Below are 17,122 nucleotides of genomic sequence, written 5' to 3' on the forward strand. Positions count from 1 at the left end.
CCTTCCGACGGTCGGCCAGGGGCCCACTAGGAGGCCCGGATGACCGGCGAGGCAGCGAACGGCCGAACGAACCGGGACCCGCGAGCGGTGGACCCGGTGCTGGACGAGCTCCGGGCGCGGCTGGACCTGGCGAAGGACGCCACGGACCGGGTGCACGGCCTGCTGGAGGCGGTGCTCGCGGTCGGCCGCGAGCTGGAGCTCGAACAGGTGCTGCGGCACATCGTGGAGTCCGCGGTGGTGCTGGTCGACGCCCGTTACGGGGCGTTGGGGGTGATCGGCCGGGGCGAGCGGCTGTCCCAGTTCATCACGGTCGGACTGGACGACCGGCAGGTGGCGGCGATCGGACCGCTGCCGGAGGGCCACGGCATCCTGGGCGAACTGATTCGCCGTCCGACGGCGCTGCGGCTGCCGGAGCTGGCCGCGCATCCGGCCTCGCTCGGCTTTCCGCCGGGCCACCCGCCGATGCACTCGTTCCTCGGGGTGCCGATCCGGGTGCGCGGCGCGGTCTTCGGCAACATCTACCTCACCGAGAAGCACGGCGGCGGCGACTTCGACGACCAGGACGAGTCGGTACTGTCGGCGCTCGCGGTGGCGGCCGGCGTGGCGATCGACAACGCCGGGCTCTACCTGGCCGTCCGGACCCGAGAGCGCTGGCTGACGGCGAGTGCCGAGGTCACCAACGGCCTGCTGTCCGGCAGTCCGCAGGCCGAGGTGCTGGACCTGCTGGTGGACCGGGCGATGCGGATCGCCGAGGCGGACCTGGCAGTGATCGCCCTGCCCCTGGGCGACGCGAGCGAGCTGGTGGTGGAGCTCGCAGTCGGCGAGGGCGCGGACGCGCACCGCGCACTGGTGCTCCCGGCCGAGGGCTCCTTCGTCGGCGCGGCCCTGAGCTCCGACACCCCGGTGATCAGCGCGGACGTGAACAAGGACGCCCGGATCACGGCCGGCTCCGCACGGTGGGAGGGCATCGGCCCCGCCGTCGCGGTACGGATGGGCACGGTCGCGGGCGGGGTGCGCGGGGTGCTGATGCTGGCCAGGGCCGAGGGCGGGGCCGAGTTCACCCGCGCGGACTCCGGCCCCCTGCTCGGCTTCGCCGGCCAGGCCGCGCTGGCGCTGGAACTGGCCGAGCGGCGCCGGGACACCGAGCAGATCACCCTGTTGGAGGACCGCGACCGGATCGCCCGGGACCTGCACGACCTGGCGATCCAGCGGCTCTTCGCCACCGGGATGACCCTGCAGAGCGCCGAGCGCTTCATCGACCACCCCGAGGCGGTGGAGCGGGTCCGCCGCGCGGTGGACGACCTGGACGCCACCGTCAAGATCATCCGTTCGACCATCTTCGGGCTGCGCGCCCGCGACCCGGGCCCGGTCGGCCACGGGCTGCGGGCCCGGGTGGTCGAGACGGTCGAGCGCGCCGTTCCCGGCCTGGGCTGCACCCCGGGGCTGCGGATGGAGGGGCTGCTGGACACCGAGGTGGACGCGGACTGCGTGGAGAACCTGCTCGCGGTGCTGGGCGAGGCGCTCAGCAACACCGCCCGCCATGCCCGGGCCCGGGCGGTCGAGGTGACCGTGTCGGCGTCCGGGCAGGAGTTGACGCTGCAGGTGGCCGACGACGGCGTCGGCCTGCCGACCGGAACCGCTGACGAGCCCGACGTGGCCGGGGAGGCCGGTGCGGGGTCGCCGGCCGGGGCGGCCCGCAGCGGCCTGGCCAATCTGGCGGCACGGGCGGAGCAGCTCGGCGGGGCCTTCAGCGTCGGGAGCGCGGGACCCCGGGGTGGGACCCGGCTGGTGTGGCGGGTGCCGCTGCGGCGGGGCTGAGCCCCGCCGGTGCGCCCCGGCCGACCAGCACCGCGGCCTGGATCCGCCGCTCGACCCCGAGCTTGGACAGGATCCGGGAGATGTGGTTCTTGACGGTCTTCTCCGACAGGAAGAGCGTCGCCCCGATCTGCCGGTTGGTCATCCCCTCGCCGATCAGCTCCAGGATGCCGGACTCCCGTTCGGTGAGCCCGGACAGGGCGGGGTCGCCGCTGGGCGGCGGGTCCTGCGGCCGGCGGAGCCGGTCGAGCAGGTGCGCGGTGGTCTCCGGGTCCAGGGTGGAGCCGCCCGCGGCGACCGTCCGGACGGCGGCGACCAGGTCCGAGCCCTTGATCTGCTTCAGCACGTAGCCGGCCGCCCCGGCCATGATCGAGTCCAGCAGGGCGTCGTCGTCGTCGAAGGAGGTCAGCATCAGGCAGGCCAGGTCCGGCATCCGGGAGCGCAGTTCGCGGCAGACGCCGACGCCGTCGCCGTCCGGGAGCCGCATGTCCAGCACCGCGACCCGGGGGCGCAGCGCGGGTATCCGGACCAGGGCCCGGGCACAGGTCGCGGCCTCGCCGACGACCGTGATGTCGTCCTCGGACTCCAGCAGGTCGCGCACCCCGCGCCGGACCACCTCGTGGTCGTCCAGCAGGAACACCTCGATCCTCGGGGCCGGTCGGTGCGTCCGCGGGGCAGTGGCCGGGTCCATGGGGTTCCTGTCGGTGGGTTCCGGGCTCGCCGCACGGGCCCGGTGCCCACCAGCTTGGCCCCGCCCGTACGGCGGTGAACAGGGCCGTTCGGCCCTGTTCCGGCGTCGGCCGCCGGAGCCACAGTGGAGCCCGGCGCGGAGCATCCGCGCATCCGTGCCGGGTCCGCGCAGGACTCGTACCGAGGAGTGAACGACCATGCAACACAGGACCGTTCAGGATCTGATGACCCAGCAGGTGGTGACCGTCCGCCGGGAGGCCCCGTTCAAGCGGGTCGCCGAGCTGCTCGCCGGCCACGACGTCACCGCCGTACCGGTGGTCGACGGCGGGTTCCGGCCGATCGGGATCGTCTCCGAGTCGGACCTGCTCCGCAAGGAGGTCGTCCGGCCCGAGCCCGACGGCCGCTCGCCCATCCCCTGGCTGCATCCGCGGGACCGGGACCGGGCCGAGGCGGAGACCGCCGCGGGACTGATGACCACCCTGCTGGTCACCGCCCGTCCGGACTGGAGTGTCGTCGAGGCCGCCCGCACCATGGAGCGCCACCACGTCAAGCGCCTGCCGGTGGTCGACGACACCGGCGTGCTGGTCGGCGTCGTGAGCCGGGGCGACCTGCTGCGGGTCTTCCTGCGCCACGACACCGCCGTCCGCGAGGAGATCGTCCACGACGTCCTGCGGCTGGCCCTGTTCATCGCCCCCGGCGCGGTCCAGGTCCATGTCCTCGACGGGGTGGTCACCCTGACCGGACAGCTCGAACGGCGCAGTCTGCTGCCGGTCGCGCTGCGGCTGTGCCGCACCGTGGACGGCGTCGTCGCCGTCCACGACCAGCTCACCTACGCCTTCGACGACCGCCGGGACGAGGACCGGTCGCGTCCGTCCGCCGAGGGTCCGGTCGCGTCGCGGGCGGAGTAGGGTGGAGGGACCGAGGGTTCTCTGCACACTGGCTGCTCTGCCGCTGTCGTTCTCGGCGAACGCCGACGCCGTGCCCGTCCTTGGGCCCGGGGACAGGTTCGCGCCATGGCGGTCACCTCGCTTCTTCCCCCCGTCTCGGATCCGGCCCCGCGGGCCGCCGCCGGGACGCCCCGACTGCGCCTGGCCGTCAAGCCGCTCGGCACCCCCACCGGTCTGCTGGACGGCGCCTGGTGGCCCCGCACCGACGACCTGCAGCAGGAACTCCCGGCCCTCCTCTCCGCGTTGGAGGGGTCCTGGGGCCGGATCAGCAGGATCACCGTCGACCCGATGCACTGGCACCCGCTGCTCGGCCGGGTGCGGATCGCCGGCCATCCGGTCACCGTGGGCTGGTTCAGACCCGGCCAGGACCCGCACAAACTGCTGCTGCTCGCCGCCAACGTCGGCCGCTGGGACCTGCTGGTCGTCCCGCCCGTGACCGACGAGGCCGCCGCCGCCCGGCTGATGGCCGCCGCCACCGATCCGAGGGGCACCTCCACCGCGGGCGCCCTGATCGCCGCCGAGGGCCGAGCGGCGCCGGTACCGGCGCTGCCGCCGACCGGCCCCCTGGCCGAGGCTCCGCTGCTGGCCAACGCCGCCCGGACGCGCGTCGCGCACTGGCCCGCGCCGACCGGCCCCGACTCCCCACTCATCCGGCTCTGATCCGGTCCCACCCGGTTCCGGTCCGAGCCGACCCCGCCCCGCGGCTGCTGCCGTGCTCCCGGGGAACTCCCCACCAGGTGGGCGACCACCCGGAGACAGGTCCGCAAGATGACCATGAACACCGTCCTCCCGCCCCCCGTGGGCCCGCGGGCCGACGCCCGGCTGCGGCTGGCGCTGACCCCCGCCGGGCCCTGGTCCCGGCTCAACGGCGCCTGGTGGCCCCGCTCGCACGACCTGTCCGCCGAACTGCCGTCCCTGATCGCCGAACTGGACCGCGCCTGGGGCCGGATCACCCGGGCCGCCGTGCACGGCCCCGCCTGGTCCGGGCTGCACCACGACTCGCCGGCCGGCTCCCACTGCGTCCACGTCAGCTGGTTACGACAACACCCAGGACCCCCACGCCATCAGCCTCTTCTCCTACCGCATCGGCAGCTGGGAGCTGCTCGTGGTGCCGCCCGCGACCGACCCCCGGCGCGCGGCCCTGCTGATGGCCGCCGCAGCTCGCCCCGGCAACCACCAGGCGGCCGAGACCCTGCTCGCCGACGGACCCGAGCGGGCGGACGTCCCGCACCGGGGCCGCATCCGGGTCCGCACCTGGCACGGCCGGGGCGCAGCGGACCCGACCCCGCCCATGGGGTAGGGCCGCCGGGGCAGGCCCGCCGACCCGCCCGGTCAGTCCGGTCAGTCCTGGGACACGGCGCGCCGTTCCAGGACCGCCAGGGCCTGTTCGGCCCAGCGCAGGTTCTCGCGCTCGAAGGCCAGCCCGCGCAGCAGCGTCAGGTAGGGGCCGACCCGCTCCGCCCGGGCCAGGTACTCCTCCTCGCTCCGGCCGGCCAGCAGCCGCTCGCGCAGCCGCTCGTAGCGCGCCAGCTTCGCCTCCGCCCACTGGCCGCGCTCCCGGATCGAGGCCAGCACCGCGCCGGTGTCGCCGACGTCGACCGCCTGCACCTTGACCAGCAGCTCGTCCCGGATCGCGGTGGGCCTGGGCGGTTCGGCGGTGAACGCGTGCAGCGCCCGCCGGCCGGCCTCGGTGAGCGAGAAGACGCGCTTGTTGGGCCTGCGCTCCTGCTCCACCAGGCGCGCCCGGATCAGCCCCTCGCCCTCCATCCGCTCCAGCTCCCGGTAGAGCTGCTGCGGGGTGGACATCCAGAAGTTGGCCATGGACGCGTCGAACTCCTTGGCCAGGTCGTACCCGGATGCTTCGCCTTCGAGGAGTGCGGCCATCACCGCATTGCGCAATGCCATGGAGCCACCCTATTGTCGAATGCGTCTAGTCAACTAGTTGAGTAAGGACCGGGGATGCATCCTTTCCGCAGTGCCGTGGAGGCCCGCGACGCCCAGGCCGTCGAGGCGTTGCTGGCCGAGGACGTGGTGTTCTTCAGCCCGGTCGTCCACAAGCCCTACCGGGGCCGGCCGATCACCGCAGCCATCCTGCGGGGCGTGCTGCGGGTCTTCGAGGACTTCCGCTACGTCCGCGAGATCGGCGACCCCGAGGGCCGCGACCACGCCCTGGTCTTCACCGCGACGGTGAACGGCCGCGAGGTCCACGGCTGCGACTTCCTGCACACCGACGAGGACGGCAGGATCGACGAGTTCACCGTCATGGTCCGGCCGCTGTCCGGGGCCCACGCCCTGTCCGAGGCGATGGGCGCGCAGTTCGAGCAGATCGCGCAGGAGGCGGCGGCGGGCTCCTGAGCCGCGACCGCCGGGCCCCCGTGGCACCACTGATGAGCTCCCAACTCGCCTGAGTTCCACGAACGTTGACTTCACCGTCGGTCGGGCGTTGACTGGGAGGCGTCGCGTGAGGCAGTGCCGCCCCGAAGGATCGGGGCCCGCGCCCCCACCGTTTCGCCCGGACCCCGCGGAAGACAGCGATTCCCTCCGTGCCCGAGCGGAGGCCCGCGGGAGTCGACCCAGGCGCCGACGAGAGGGACCGGAATGAGCCTCATCGAGAAGATCAACGACCGGCGGCAGGTGCTGCACGGGTGGATCAAGCAGGGCTTCGGCCGGACCAGCGGGAACGCCCGGCCGCGGACCGGGGGCAGGGCGGGGCGGGTCTCCGGGAACCTGAAGCTGGCCCGCGAGCGGGCCAGGGACGCCTTCAAGCACTGAGCCCGCGCCGAACCCCGCCACGAGATCGGACACCACCGTGATCACCCTCGGCATCATCCTGCTCGTCATCGGCTTCGTCGCCAAGATCGCCCTGCTGTGGGGCATCGGGGTCGTCCTGCTCGTCATCGGGCTGGCCCTGTTCCTGCTGGGTTCGCTCGGACACGCCGTCAGGGGGCGTCGCCACTACTGGTAGGACCGGAGCGCCCCGTCGCACCGGAGGCGCCCCCGCCGGCGCGGCCGTTCACCGGCCGTGCGCAGGGGGCGCCGTGGTGACGGGCCGTCCGATCGCTCAGCGGCGGCGGGCGGTGAGGCGGTCGGCGCTGGGCCAGCGCACGTCGGTGGCCCAGCCCGCGCGCTCCAGCAGTCGGATCACAGCCGCGCTCGGATCGAGCTGCCCACGGTCCACGCCGTGGCGGGCGCAGGTGGGTTCGGCGTGGTGCAGGTTGTGCCAGCTCTCGCCGAACGACAGCAGCGCCAGCGGCCACAGGTTGGTGGCACGGTCGTGGCCGCGGGTGCGGAAGGGACGCAGGCCGATCATGTGGCAGAGCGAGTTCACGCTCCAGGTCACGTGCTGCAGCAGGGCGACCCGGACCAGCCCGGCCCACAGCAGGGCCGCGAGGGCGTCCCGCAGCGTGCCGCCGATCGCCCAGCCGAGGGCGAACGGCACGGCGAGCGAGAACAGGCACAGCGCCGGGAAGGCGCGCGAGACCACCCGCAGGTTCCGGTCGGCCAGCAGGTCGGGGGCGTAGCGTTCGGCCGAGGTGGCCTCGGCGGTGAACAGCCAGCCGACATGGGCGTGGGCCAGTCCGCGCAGTTGGCCGCGGAGCGTGGTGCCGTAGCGGAAGGGCGAGTGCGGGTCGCCCGGACGGTCGGTGAAGGCGTGGTGCCGCCGGTGGGTGGCGACCCAGCCGATGACGTCGCCCTGGAAGCTCAACGACCCGGCCAGCGCCAGCGCCACCCGCAGCGCCGGGGCGGGCGTGAAGCTGTGGTGGGTCAGGCAGCGGTGGAAGCCCACGGTCACGCCGAGGCCGGTGAGGCAGTAGAGGGCCACCGCGAGCAGGATGTCGGTCGGGCCGATCAGCCGGCCCCACAGCATCCAGCCCGCCAGCGCCACCGCCAGGAAGGGGAAGGCCACGATCACGGCGGTCGCCCCGATCTGCAGGCCGCCGGGGGCCGGTCCGCCGAAGGACCCGCCGGCCGGGAAGGGTTCGTGCCCGTCGTAGGGGACCTGGTCGGCGCCGGGTGCCGGGGCGGGAGCCCCGGCGGCCGGCTGGTCCACGACCTGGGTCTGTGCCGAGGTGGTGCTGTCCGTGGTCACGCGGAGCTCCTGAGCCGTCTCGTCTTCGGCGCGGCCGGGGTCCGGGGCAGCTGGTACTCGGCGGAGCCCGCCGCGACGCGGCCAGGACGGCACCGGAGGGGACAGGGGTGCCTGCGCCCGGCGCGAAAGCGGATTCCGTACCTACAGCCTAGCCCGGACGGCCCGCGAAAGCGCCGCGCTCCCGGCCACCGCGACGGGGGTCAGAGCTGTCCGTCCCGGGAGGCGGACCGGGCCCGCGGCCCGGCTCCCCGGTGTGTGGACCACACGATCGCGGGCAGTCGACCGACGAGCGGACACACCCGCGAATTTCCGGCGGCCCCTCCCTGGGCCGCCCATGACGGAAGGTGCATTCATGACGGACAGCGTGTGGGGCTACACGACGACATCGGGCTACCAGGTCGGGTCGGACCTGACCGGCTTCACCGTCGAGGCGACCGACGGCAGCATCGGCAAGGTCGACCGGCACTCAGAGGAGGTCGGGTCCGCGTTCATCGTGGTCGACACCGGCATGTGGATCTTCGGGAAGCACGTCCTGCTGCCCGCCGGCACGATCACCTCGATCGACATTCCCGGGAGCACCATCCACGTCGGCCGCACCCGGGCGGAGATCAAGGACTCCCCGGAGTTCGACAAGGACAAGCACGTCGGCGACGAGAGCTACCACCAGGAAGTCGGCGGCTACTACGGGGACGCACGCAGCTGACCGCTCCGTACCGGCAGCACGACACCGCGGCCCGGGGCCGCACCGCCCGACAAGCAATGTTGTCGAATCCGAGGGCGGGGGCCTACGCTGACGGACATGCCTGGGACTCACTTCGCCCTGGCGCTCTCCGAAGCGGAGATCGCCGGCATCGCCGACGCCGCTGTCGCGGACCTCGCCCGACGGCTGGCCCACCGTGCCTTCCGTCCGCTCGGCGATACGGACGCCCCGCCGACCACTCCGGTCGAGAGCAACCCGCTGGCCTGCCTCCATGCCCTGATGCACCTGCAACGGGCGGTCGAGCGGCAGGTGAACCACCAGGCGGAGCTCGCGGCGCAGGCCGGGGCCGGCTACCCGCAGCTGGGCCACGCCTACAACATGAGCCGCCAGGGCGCCCGGCAGCGCTGGCCCGGACTGGTCGCGCACCGCCCCCCGCCGCACGACGACGGCCCCGACCCCGGTTGACCACACCCGACGCTGCCACCGTCCGGTCACGGGGCACGGGTCCGCGGTCGATCGGGGTCGCACCGATGGCCTACGCTGCCCTCGACCGTTAAGGAAACGTCAATTCCCGCTGCTGAGCGGGACGTCGGAGGAGCGCGTCATGACTGATGGCAACGAGTTCGGAAGGCTCGCGGAACTGCTCTCGGCAGAGGGCGAGGACCTGGCCGCAGGCTGGATCACTGCGGTCTCCGCCTCGCTGCGCGGCCGGGTGAGCCGCGCCGAGATCGAGCGGGAGCTGCGGGAGCTGTACGACGCACTGGTGCTCGCCCTGACCCAGGACCAGTACCGGGGCCGGATCGACGCGCACGGCGAGCAGTTCGCCGAGGTGCGCGCGCTGCTGTCGGAGCTCTCGCGTACCCGGGCCCGGCAGGGCTTCACCCCCACCGAGACCGCGATCAGCGTCTTCGCGCTCAAGGGCGCGCTGGAACCGCTGCTCGGCAAGGACCTGGACGCCGCCGAGGTCCGCGCCTACCTGCAGCTGTCCGGGCTGCTGGACGAGCTGGGGCTGTTCACCGTGGAGACCTACGCCCGCGCGCGGGAGGAGCTGATCAGCGCACAGGCCGAGCAGCTGCTCGAACTGTCCACGCCGGTGGTGAAGCTCTGGGACGGGGTGATCGCGGTGCCGCTGGTCGGCACCCTGGACTCGGCCCGCACCATGGTGGTGATGGAGAAGATGCTGCAGGCGCTCATCGACACCGGCTCCGAGCAGGCCATCATCGACATCACCGGGGTGCCGGCCGTCGACACCCAGGTCGCCCAGCACCTGCTGAAGACGGTGGTCGCGGCCCGGCTCATGGGCGCGGAGTGCTCGATCTCCGGAATCCGTCCGCAGATCGCGCAGACGATCGTGGCACTCGGCATCGACTTCGGGGACATCGTCACCAAGGCGACGCTCGCGGACGCGCTGCGCCATGCACTCAAGCGCTCCGGCGTGGAGCTCAACGGCCGTGACGGTCGACGCGGATGAGCGAGCGCATGCCGGTCCTGCAGATCGGCGACGTCCTCCTGGTCTCCATCCAGACCGACCTGGACGACCGGGCGGTGGTGCACCTGCAGGACGACCTGGCCGCACGCGTGGTCGCCACCGAGGCCCGCGGCGTGGTCATCGACATCACCGCGGTGGAGATCGTCGACTCCTTCGTGGGGCGGATGCTGGCGACCATCGCCTCCATCTCCCGCATGCTGGACGCCGAGACGGTGGTGGTGGGCATGCGCCCGGCCGTGGCGATCACCCTGGTGGAACTGGGCCTGTCCCTGGGCGGGGTGCGCACGGCGCTGACCCTGGAGAAGGGTCTGCGGGCGCTGGAGCGCTCCGGCCGTCCGAGCACGGATCCGACGGCCTGAGATGAGCGCCGAAGCGGAACCGGTGGTGCTGGCCATCACCGCCAACGAGGACGTGGTGCGCGCCCGGCAGCTGGTGCGCACCCTGGCCCAGCAGTGCCGGCTGTCGCTGGTGGAGCAGACCAAACTGGTCACCGCCGCCAGCGAACTGGCCCGCAACACCCTGGTCTACGGCGGCGGCGGGACCATGGCAGGGCAGCTGATCGACGGCCTGGGGCGGCGCGGTGTGCGGGTGGTCTTCGACGACTCGGGACCGGGCATCGCGGACCTGGAACTCGCCCTGACCGACGGCTGGACCTCGGGCAGCGGCCTGGGCCTGGGCCTGAGCGGATCACGCCGACTGGTCGACGAGTTCGCGATCGACAGCGCACCGGGACGCGGCACGACCGTGACCGTCACCAAGTGGGCGAGATGAGCCCCCTCCTGCTGCTGGACAGCGAGGACGTGGCCTGGTTCCGCGACGAACTCACCGCGGCCCGGGGCGCGGCCGCCGCCCTGGCGCGACGGGTGGGCCTGGACGAACAGCGCGCGGCCGAGGTGGCCCTGTGCGTCTCCGAGGCCACCGGCAACCTGACCAAGCACGCCGTGGACGGTTCGGTGCTGCTGCGGGTGGTGCGCACCGCCCAGGTCGCCGGGGTGGAGGTGCTGACGATCGACTCGGGGCCGGGCATGGCCGACGTCGCCCGGTCCCTGCGGGACGGTTCCTCCTCGACCGGCACCCTCGGCATCGGCCTGGGCGCCCTGGCCAGGCTCGCCGACACCCTGGACATCCACTCGCTGCCCGGGCGCGGTACCGTCATGGCCGCCCGCTTCTGGAACCGCGGCACCGCCCGCGGCTTCGCGACGGCCGAACCGGCGGTGGCGGGACTGACCCGCGCCATCAACGGCGAACAGGTGTGCGGCGACGCCTGGGCCGCGCGGCTGGACCCCGGGGGCGACGGCGATCCGTCCGGCACGCCCCCGCCGTTCCGAACGGTCCGGTCGTCGGCGGGCGCCGAGCCCGGACCGGCGCCCTCCGGTGTCAGCTGGTCCGCCCTCACCGCCGCGGCCGGGCGCAGGTCCACCGCCGCGGCGCCCGCGCCCGCGCCGCCCGGCGGCGGCGCCGCGGTCATGGTGATGCTCTGCGACGGCCTGGGCCACGGCCCCATGGCCGCCCTGGCCGGCGCGGCCGCCGTCCAGGCCTTCCGCGGCAGCGGTGCCCGGATGCCCGAGGAGGCCGTCCAGGAGATCCACCGTGCGCTGCGCGGGACCCGCGGCGCCGCCGTCGCCGTCGCCCGGGTCGAACCCTCGACGGGCCGCCTGCTGTACTGCGGCGTCGGCAATATCGCCGGGGTGCTGCTGGGGGCGGAATCGCGCACCGGCCTGGTTTCCCTCCCGGGCATCGTCGGGCATCAGCTGCGCGGCCTGCGCACCTTCGAACAAACCCTGCCGCCCGGGGGTGCCCTGGTCATGCACTCCGACGGTCTGACCGATCGGTGGAGCACCGATATCCTGCCCGGCCTGCTGCACCACTCGCCGCTGGTGGCGGCCGGCCAGTTGTTGCGCACCGCCGGGATCCGGCACGACGACGCCGGCGTCGTGGTCGCCAAGGGCCTGTGGTGAACGGCCGCGAGCGGCTGCTCCAACTCACGGTCGCCTCCGAGCTGGACGTCTTCGCGCTGCGCCGCTACGCCAAGACCGCCGCCGCGGCGGCCGGGCTGGAGAGTCAGGACCAGGTCCGGCTCGCGACCTCGCTGAGCGAGCTCGGCCGGGACCTGCTGCGCGCGGGCGACCCGATGTGGGCGATCTTCACCCTGGAGCTGGGCGAACCCGCGCAGCTGAGCGTGGAGTTGGCCTGGACCGACGGGCGGGTGCCGGGCCGTGAGTCGATACTGGCCGTGTCCCGGCTGCTGCCGCAGGTCGGCCTGCGGCCGGAGGCCGACCGGATCGTGCTCGAATGCGCCCTGCCCCGGACCGTGGACGGCGGGGGCGAACTGGCGGCCCGGGTCCGCGCCGCCCTGCGGCCGGGCATGGGGGTGAGCCTGACCGAGGACCTGCGAGCCCAGACCAGCGACCTGATGGCGGCCCTGGAGGAGTCCCGCAAGCAGCACGAGGAGCTGCAGCGGCTGAACACCGAACTGGAGGAGACCAACCAGGGTGTGCTGGCGCTCTACACCGAACTCTCCCAGGAACTGGAGGAGACCAACCGCGGGGTCGTCGCCCTCTACGCGGACCTGGACGAGAAGAGCCGGCTGCTGCAGGAGGCCAGCGAGTCCAAGACCCGCTTCTGGTTCAATGTCAGCCACGAGCTGCGCACCCCGGTCAACTCGGTGGTCGGACTGACCCGGCTGCTGCTCGACCCGGGCTCCGATCCGCTCACCGACGATCAGCAGCGCCAGGTGGGACTGGTCGGCGCGGCCGGACACCTGCTGCTGGCCCTGGTCGACGAACTGCTCGACGTCGCCAAGGCGGAAGCGGGGCGGTTGGAGCCGCACCCGGGTCCGGTGGACCTGCGGGGCATGCTCGCCCAGTTGCGCGGGATCCTGCTCGCCGCCCCGCAGCCCGGGGTGGCCCTGCGGTTCCCCGACACCGACCGCGCGTTGTTCGACACCACCCCCGTGCTGGTCACCGACGAGGTCATGCTGGCCCGGATCCTGCGCAACCTGCTGTCCAACAGTCTGAAGTTCACCGGTCGCGGCGAGGTGCGTCTCGACGTCGCACGCGAATCGCCGGACTCGGACTGGATGCTGTTCACCGTCACCGACACCGGGGTCGGCATCCCGCAGGACCAGCAGGGGAAGGTCTTCGAGGAGTTCTACCAAGTGGCCGGCCCGCACCAGCGCAACCACTCGGGCACCGGGCTCGGCCTGCCCTACGCACGGCGGCTGGCCGAGCTCCTGGGCGGCACCCTGGTCCTCGACAGCCGGCCCGGCGAGGGAACCGCGGTGGTGCTCCGGCTGCCGATGCGCGGACCGGCACCGCTGCCCCGCCCCCCGCAGCTCCACGCCCTTCAGCCGGCGGCCCGGCTGGGCACCGTGCTCTGCGCGGACGACGACGGCGGCTTCCGGGAGTCCTTCCGACCGGTGCTGGAGCGGCTCGCCGAGCGGGTGGTCGAGGTCGACGAGGGCCACCTGGTGGTGGACGCGATCCGACGTGAGCGCCCCGACGCCGTCCTGCTCGACCTCTCCATGCCGGGCGCCGACGGCTTCGCGGTACTGGACCGCCTGGCCGCCGAACCGCAGCTGCGCGACATCCCGGTGGTCGTGGTCACCTCCGCCGACCCCGCCACCGTGCCCCGCCACCGGCTGTCCCATGCCCGTGCCGTGCTGGGCAAACGCACCCTGACCCTCCATCAGCTCCAGGACCTGCTGGCCGTCGAGACCGGGAAGAGAAGCAGCCATGAGCACCCCTGAGACCGCCGACGACACCCCGGCCGTACTGCTGGTCGTCGAGGACAACGCCACCAACCGCTACATTCTCAGCAGCTGGCTGCAACGGGCCGGGCACACCGTGGTCGAGGCCGTCGACGGCACCCAGGGGCTGGCCCTCCTGGCCGCCGCACCGGCCGACGAACTGCCCGAGCTCGCCATCGTGGACGTCCGGCTCCCCGACATGAGCGGCTTCGAGGTGTGCGAGCAGATCAAGTCCGCCCCGCACACCGCCGGCGTCCCGGTCATCCATGTCTCCGCCGTGGCCATCGCCACCGACGACCGCACCCAGGGCCTGGACCGCGGCGCGGACGCCTACCTCACCGAGCCGATCGCCCCCACCGAGCTGCTCGCCACCGTGGCCGCCGCCCTCCGCTACGCCAGGGCCCGCGCCCGCGCCGAGCGCCTCGCCCAGCGGCTGACCGCGCTGAACGAGGCCACCCTGGCGGTCTACGCCGCCGAGGACACCGATGCCTTCACCGTCGCCGCCGCGCGCGGCGCCCACGCCCTGACCGGCTCCCCCGCGCTGGTGCTGGCGCAGCCGCCGCAGAGCGAGGAGATCCAGGTCACCCTCTGCGCGGGCGAGGAGGCTCCGGCCTCCCTCCCCGCGACCCGGCAGCTGCTCGACCAGCTGACCGGGGTCACCCTCGGCAACCGCCTCGGGGCCGAGGTCGCGCTGCTCCCGGCCCCGGACTGGAGCGAGTACCTCGGCGGCCCCCCGGGCGGGAGCGGTGCCGCCGCTCCGCCCGTCGGCGACGTGGCCGTGGTGACCGCCCGCACCAAGCGGGGACGCCCGGCGGTGTGCCTGGTCCTGGACGCGGCGGCGGCCCGCAACGAGGAGGACCGCAAGCTGCTCGCCCAGTTCGGCCAGGCCTGCGCCCTGGCGCTGGAGGCGCTGCGCAGCTACAGCGAGGAGCACTCGCTGACGCTGCTGCTGCAACGCGCCCTCCTCCCCGGACGGCTGCCCGTCACTCCCGGGGTGGACCTGGCCGTCCGCTACCTGCCCGCGATCACCCGGAGCGAGGTCGGCGGGGACTTCTACGAGGCCGTGGAGACCGAGCGCGGCCTGCTGCTGGCCGTGGGGGACGTCGTCGGGCACTCGCTGCAGGCGGCCATCGTCATGGGCGAGCTGAGGCACGCGCTCCGCGCCTACGCCATCGACGGATACGGCCCGCAGGCGCTCCTCGAACGGCTGGACACCCTGCTGCTGCGCGAGTGGCCCCGCTGGACGGCCACCGTCTGCCTGGTCCTGATCGCCCCCGGCGGAGGGCGGCTGGAGATCGCGAACGCCGGACACCTGCCTCCGCTGCTGATCGCCCCGGACGGCAGTGCCCGGTACGCGGTCGACCACGGCACGCTGCTCGGCGTGGGACGCCCCCAACCGGGCTCCACCACCCACGACATTGCCGCCGGAACCCGGATCGTGCTGGTCACCGACGGCCTCATCGAGACCCCCGGCACCGACCTCGCCCTCCGGCTGGAGAGGCTGCGGGCCGTCGCCATGGCTGCCCCCACCGCGCCCGAGGCGCTGTGCGACGCCCTGCTCGAAGCCTTCGGCCGGGCCCAGGACGACGACATCGTCCTGTTCGCCGCCCGCATCCGCGCCCCGCGCCCGGAGACGGACCGGGCGCAGGTCTCCGACGGGGGGAACTCACTCACCGTCAGCTGAGCGGAGCCCGTCCACCGGGCGGGCGCGGCGCGGCGACCTCCAGCCAGACGGTCTTGCCTCCGGGGCGGGGCTCGGTGCCCCACCGGCTGGTGAGCCGGTCGACGAGGTGCAGGCCGTGGCCACCGGGGCGGGCCGCCGAGTGCGGAGTGCGCGGCACCGGCGGCTGTTCGCTGCGGTCGCTGACGGCGACCCGCAGCCGCCCGGCCGTGCCGTGCAGCGCCAGCTCGGTGGGCCCGCCCGCGTGCAGGCAGGCGTTGGTCACCAGCTCCGACACCAGCAGCAGCACGTCCTCTGCGACCTCCCGCTGCTCCGCGTCCTCGCCCGGCAGCCACCCCCAGTCCTCCAGCGCCTCACGCGCGAAGCCCCGGCAACGACGCACCGCGCCCCGGGTGCCGGCCGGCGCCAGCCGGCGGACCTGACCACCCGCCGGCAGGCCCGACCCCCACGGCGGCGCCGGCGCCGGGGCCGGCGCCGGAACGGCGGAGGAGGGCCGGCTCATGAGGTCGCTCACCGGGCCCCCAGGGCTTCTTCGCGGCCCGGGTAGATCTCGAAGACGGTGTCCGCACCGGTGATCTCGAACAGCCTCGCCACCATCCGCGGCAGGCCGGCCAGCCGCAGCCCGACGTCCTGCGCCCGAGCGTCCGCACGGCCCATGAGCAGGGTGTTGAGACCGGTGGAGTCGCAGAAGGTGAGCTGCGCGCAGTCGACCGCCACCAGGTCCACGTCTGCGCCGCCGAGCGCCGCCCGGAGGGCTTCGCTCAGCAGCGGGGCCGAGGTGTGGTCGAGCTCCCCCGTCAGGACCAGCACGGCCGCCGCGCCCGCCCGGTGGCTCTCCACCGCGAAGGCGGCGTCGGTACCTCGTGGATCCGGTGTCATGTCAGTCCTCGACCAGCAGGTGGGTGCGCAGGCAGCCGAGGGCCCGGCTCAGCAGGCGGGACACGTGCATCTGCGAGATCCCCAGTTCCGCCCCTATCTGGGACTGGGTCATCTCGGCCCCGAAGCGCAACGAGATGATCGTGCGCTCGCGCTCGGACAGCCGGGCCATCAGCGGCTTGAGCGATTCGAGGTTCTCGACGCCCTCGATGCCCGGGTCGAGCTCACCGGTGCGCGCGGCGAGGGAGGCCCCGTTGTCGGTGTCCTCCTCGCCCGGATTCGCGTCCAGGGAGCTCACCGAGTAGCCGTTCGCCGCGATCAGGCCCTCGCCGACCTCCTCGACGGTCAGGTCCAGGTGCGCGGCGAGTTCGGCGGTGGTGGGGGCCCGGTCGAGGCGCTGGGAGAGCTCATCCGTCGCCCGGGCCAGTTGTATCCGCAACTCCTGCAGCCGGCGCGGGACGTGGACGGCCCAGCTGGTGTCCCGGAAGAAGCGCTTGATCTCGCCGAGGATGGTGGGCAGCGCGAAGGTGGGGAACTCGATCTCCCGGTCCGGGTCGAACCGGTCGATGGCCTTGATCAGACCGATGGTGCCGACCTGGACGATGTCCTCCATCGGCTCGCTGCGGGTGCGGAAGCGCCCGGCGGCGAACCGCACCAGGGCCAGATTCAGTTCGATCAGGGTGTTGCGCACGTACTGGTACTCGTGAGTGCCCTCTTCCAGCTCCGCCAGCCGGACGAAGAGCACCTTCGACATGGCCCGGGCGTCGCCGGCCGAAGCCCTGCCCGGGTCCGAGAGGTCGAGTTCGGGAAAGAACTGCTCGCCCCGCGCAGGGGCCTGCGACACGGCCGCCGGCGCATGCTGGATCTGACCGTCCCGGGTCAGGACTCGGACACTGCCGTCCATGAGGGGTTCCTCCCGCAGTGGGTTTCCCGGTACTGGGTCCATACCGGGGATCATGCTTGCATCCGCGGCCGCCTACCCCCGATCGGGAACCCCATGCACCGCGAACGCGCCGGGCTTTTCCGGCGCAGGACGGACTCCGTCGGCCCGGCACCGGTAAGATCGAGCCCGTGGCCGGACTTGTG

At 73.6% G+C, this 17,122-nt stretch carries 21 protein-coding genes and 1 pseudogene; 16 read left to right on the forward strand and 6 right to left on the reverse strand.

Annotated elements, in window-relative coordinates:
- The first annotated feature begins 39 nt into the window (after positions 1 to 39).
- A complete protein-coding gene (locus BS75_RS03260; RefSeq protein WP_042440740.1) occupies positions 40 to 1,818 on the forward strand; it encodes a sensor histidine kinase in 1,779 nt (592 codons plus the stop codon).
- On the opposite strand, the gene BS75_RS03265 is transcribed toward BS75_RS03260, so the two are convergent.
- Positions 1,748 to 2,506 carry a response regulator gene (locus BS75_RS03265; RefSeq protein ID WP_081982071.1) on the reverse strand — a complete coding sequence of 253 codons (759 nt, stop codon included), beginning with the start codon at positions 2,504 to 2,506 and terminating at the stop codon, positions 1,748 to 1,750. The genes BS75_RS03260 and BS75_RS03265 overlap by 71 nt on opposite strands.
- A gap of 196 nt (positions 2,507 to 2,702) precedes the next feature.
- On the opposite strand from BS75_RS03265, the gene BS75_RS03270 reads away from it, so the two are divergent.
- The 4 genes and pseudogenes from BS75_RS03270 to BS75_RS03280 all read left to right on the forward strand — a co-directional run bounded on the left by BS75_RS03270 (position 2,703) and on the right by BS75_RS03280 (position 4,752).
- Positions 2,703 to 3,413, forward strand: coding sequence for a CBS domain-containing protein (locus tag BS75_RS03270; protein ID WP_034087122.1), 711 nt, complete (start codon positions 2,703 to 2,705; stop codon positions 3,411 to 3,413).
- 105 nt (positions 3,414 to 3,518) lie between these two features.
- The gene (locus BS75_RS03275) at positions 3,519 to 4,112 is read left to right on the forward strand and encodes a DUF5994 family protein (protein ID WP_052069135.1); all 594 of its coding nucleotides are present in this window, start codon (positions 3,519 to 3,521) and stop codon (positions 4,110 to 4,112) included.
- Between the two features lie 114 nt (positions 4,113 to 4,226).
- A pseudogene (locus BS75_RS52060) lies at positions 4,227 to 4,421 on the forward strand (DUF5994 family protein); the annotation flags it as partial.
- A gap of 136 nt (positions 4,422 to 4,557) precedes the next feature.
- Positions 4,558 to 4,752: a hypothetical protein gene (locus BS75_RS03280; RefSeq protein ID WP_034087123.1), complete on the forward strand. Its 195-nt coding sequence runs from the start codon at positions 4,558 to 4,560 to the stop codon at positions 4,750 to 4,752.
- Between the two features lie 41 nt (positions 4,753 to 4,793).
- Here the strand turns inward: BS75_RS03280 and BS75_RS03285 are convergent, their stop codons facing one another.
- Complete coding sequence (locus BS75_RS03285; protein ID WP_034087124.1) at positions 4,794 to 5,357, reverse strand: PadR family transcriptional regulator; 564 nt, start codon at positions 5,355 to 5,357, stop codon at positions 4,794 to 4,796.
- A gap of 54 nt (positions 5,358 to 5,411) precedes the next feature.
- Between BS75_RS03285 and BS75_RS03290 the strand changes: the two genes are divergently transcribed.
- The 3 genes from BS75_RS03290 to BS75_RS49085 all read left to right on the forward strand — a co-directional run bounded on the left by BS75_RS03290 (position 5,412) and on the right by BS75_RS49085 (position 6,417).
- Positions 5,412 to 5,807: a nuclear transport factor 2 family protein gene (locus tag BS75_RS03290; protein ID WP_034087125.1), complete on the forward strand. Its 396-nt coding sequence runs from the start codon at positions 5,412 to 5,414 to the stop codon at positions 5,805 to 5,807.
- Between the two features lie 243 nt (positions 5,808 to 6,050).
- Positions 6,051 to 6,224 carry a CsbD family protein gene (locus BS75_RS47750; protein ID WP_152646332.1) on the forward strand — a complete coding sequence of 58 codons (174 nt, stop codon included), beginning with the start codon at positions 6,051 to 6,053 and terminating at the stop codon, positions 6,222 to 6,224.
- 37 nt (positions 6,225 to 6,261) lie between these two features.
- The gene (locus BS75_RS49085) at positions 6,262 to 6,417 is read left to right on the forward strand and encodes a DUF6131 family protein (protein ID WP_169790813.1); all 156 of its coding nucleotides are present in this window, start codon (positions 6,262 to 6,264) and stop codon (positions 6,415 to 6,417) included.
- Positions 6,418 to 6,513: 96 nt separating this feature from the next.
- Here the strand turns inward: BS75_RS49085 and BS75_RS03295 are convergent, their stop codons facing one another.
- Positions 6,514 to 7,542, reverse strand: a complete 1,029-nt coding sequence (locus BS75_RS03295; RefSeq protein WP_231607664.1) for an acyl-CoA desaturase — start codon at positions 7,540 to 7,542, stop codon at positions 6,514 to 6,516.
- 352 nt (positions 7,543 to 7,894) lie between these two features.
- Between BS75_RS03295 and BS75_RS03300 the strand changes: the two genes are divergently transcribed.
- From BS75_RS03300 to BS75_RS03335, 8 genes are all read left to right on the forward strand, one after another.
- A complete protein-coding gene (locus tag BS75_RS03300) occupies positions 7,895 to 8,245 on the forward strand; it encodes a hypothetical protein (protein ID WP_034087126.1) in 351 nt (116 codons plus the stop codon).
- A gap of 96 nt (positions 8,246 to 8,341) precedes the next feature.
- Positions 8,342 to 8,707, forward strand: coding sequence for a hypothetical protein (locus BS75_RS49090; RefSeq protein ID WP_052069136.1), 366 nt, complete (start codon positions 8,342 to 8,344; stop codon positions 8,705 to 8,707).
- 139 nt (positions 8,708 to 8,846) lie between these two features.
- Positions 8,847 to 9,713: an STAS domain-containing protein gene (locus BS75_RS03310; RefSeq protein ID WP_034087127.1), complete on the forward strand. Its 867-nt coding sequence runs from the start codon at positions 8,847 to 8,849 to the stop codon at positions 9,711 to 9,713.
- Positions 9,710 to 10,090 carry an STAS domain-containing protein gene (locus tag BS75_RS03315; RefSeq protein ID WP_034087128.1) on the forward strand — a complete coding sequence of 127 codons (381 nt, stop codon included), beginning with the start codon at positions 9,710 to 9,712 and terminating at the stop codon, positions 10,088 to 10,090. The genes BS75_RS03310 and BS75_RS03315 overlap by 4 nt, the downstream gene beginning before the upstream one ends.
- 1 nt (position 10,091) lies before the next feature.
- A complete protein-coding gene (locus tag BS75_RS03320) occupies positions 10,092 to 10,502 on the forward strand; it encodes an ATP-binding protein (protein ID WP_034087129.1) in 411 nt (136 codons plus the stop codon).
- Positions 10,499 to 11,689, forward strand: a complete 1,191-nt coding sequence (locus BS75_RS03325; protein WP_034092311.1) for an ATP-binding SpoIIE family protein phosphatase — start codon at positions 10,499 to 10,501, stop codon at positions 11,687 to 11,689. The genes BS75_RS03320 and BS75_RS03325 overlap by 4 nt, the downstream gene beginning before the upstream one ends.
- A complete protein-coding gene (locus BS75_RS03330) occupies positions 11,686 to 13,479 on the forward strand; it encodes an ATP-binding response regulator (RefSeq protein WP_231607665.1) in 1,794 nt (597 codons plus the stop codon). The genes BS75_RS03325 and BS75_RS03330 overlap by 4 nt, the downstream gene beginning before the upstream one ends.
- The gene (locus tag BS75_RS03335; protein ID WP_063771623.1) at positions 13,466 to 15,163 is read left to right on the forward strand and encodes a fused response regulator/phosphatase; all 1,698 of its coding nucleotides are present in this window, start codon (positions 13,466 to 13,468) and stop codon (positions 15,161 to 15,163) included. The genes BS75_RS03330 and BS75_RS03335 overlap by 14 nt, the downstream gene beginning before the upstream one ends.
- On the opposite strand, the gene BS75_RS03340 is transcribed toward BS75_RS03335, so the two are convergent.
- Genes BS75_RS03340 through BS75_RS03350 form a run of 3 tightly spaced genes read right to left on the reverse strand, consistent with a single transcriptional unit; the run spans position 15,156 to position 16,940 of the window.
- Entirely contained in the window at positions 15,156 to 15,674 is a 519-nt protein-coding gene (locus BS75_RS03340; RefSeq protein ID WP_408022514.1) for an ATP-binding protein, read from the reverse strand. The two genes, BS75_RS03335 and BS75_RS03340, sit on opposite strands and share 8 nt — an antisense overlap.
- Positions 15,671 to 16,039 carry an STAS domain-containing protein gene (locus BS75_RS03345; protein WP_034087130.1) on the reverse strand — a complete coding sequence of 123 codons (369 nt, stop codon included), beginning with the start codon at positions 16,037 to 16,039 and terminating at the stop codon, positions 15,671 to 15,673. Before BS75_RS03345 ends, BS75_RS03340 begins: the two co-directional genes overlap by 4 nt.
- A 1-nt stretch (position 16,040) precedes the next feature.
- On the reverse strand, positions 16,041 to 16,940 hold the full coding sequence (locus BS75_RS03350) for an RNA polymerase sigma factor SigF (protein WP_042440745.1): 900 nt from the start codon (positions 16,938 to 16,940) through the stop codon (positions 16,041 to 16,043).
- Positions 16,941 to 17,122 lie beyond the last annotated feature (182 nt).

Source organism: Streptacidiphilus albus JL83 (assembly GCF_000744705.1).
GTDB lineage: Bacteria > Actinomycetota > Actinomycetes > Streptomycetales > Streptomycetaceae > Streptacidiphilus > Streptacidiphilus albus.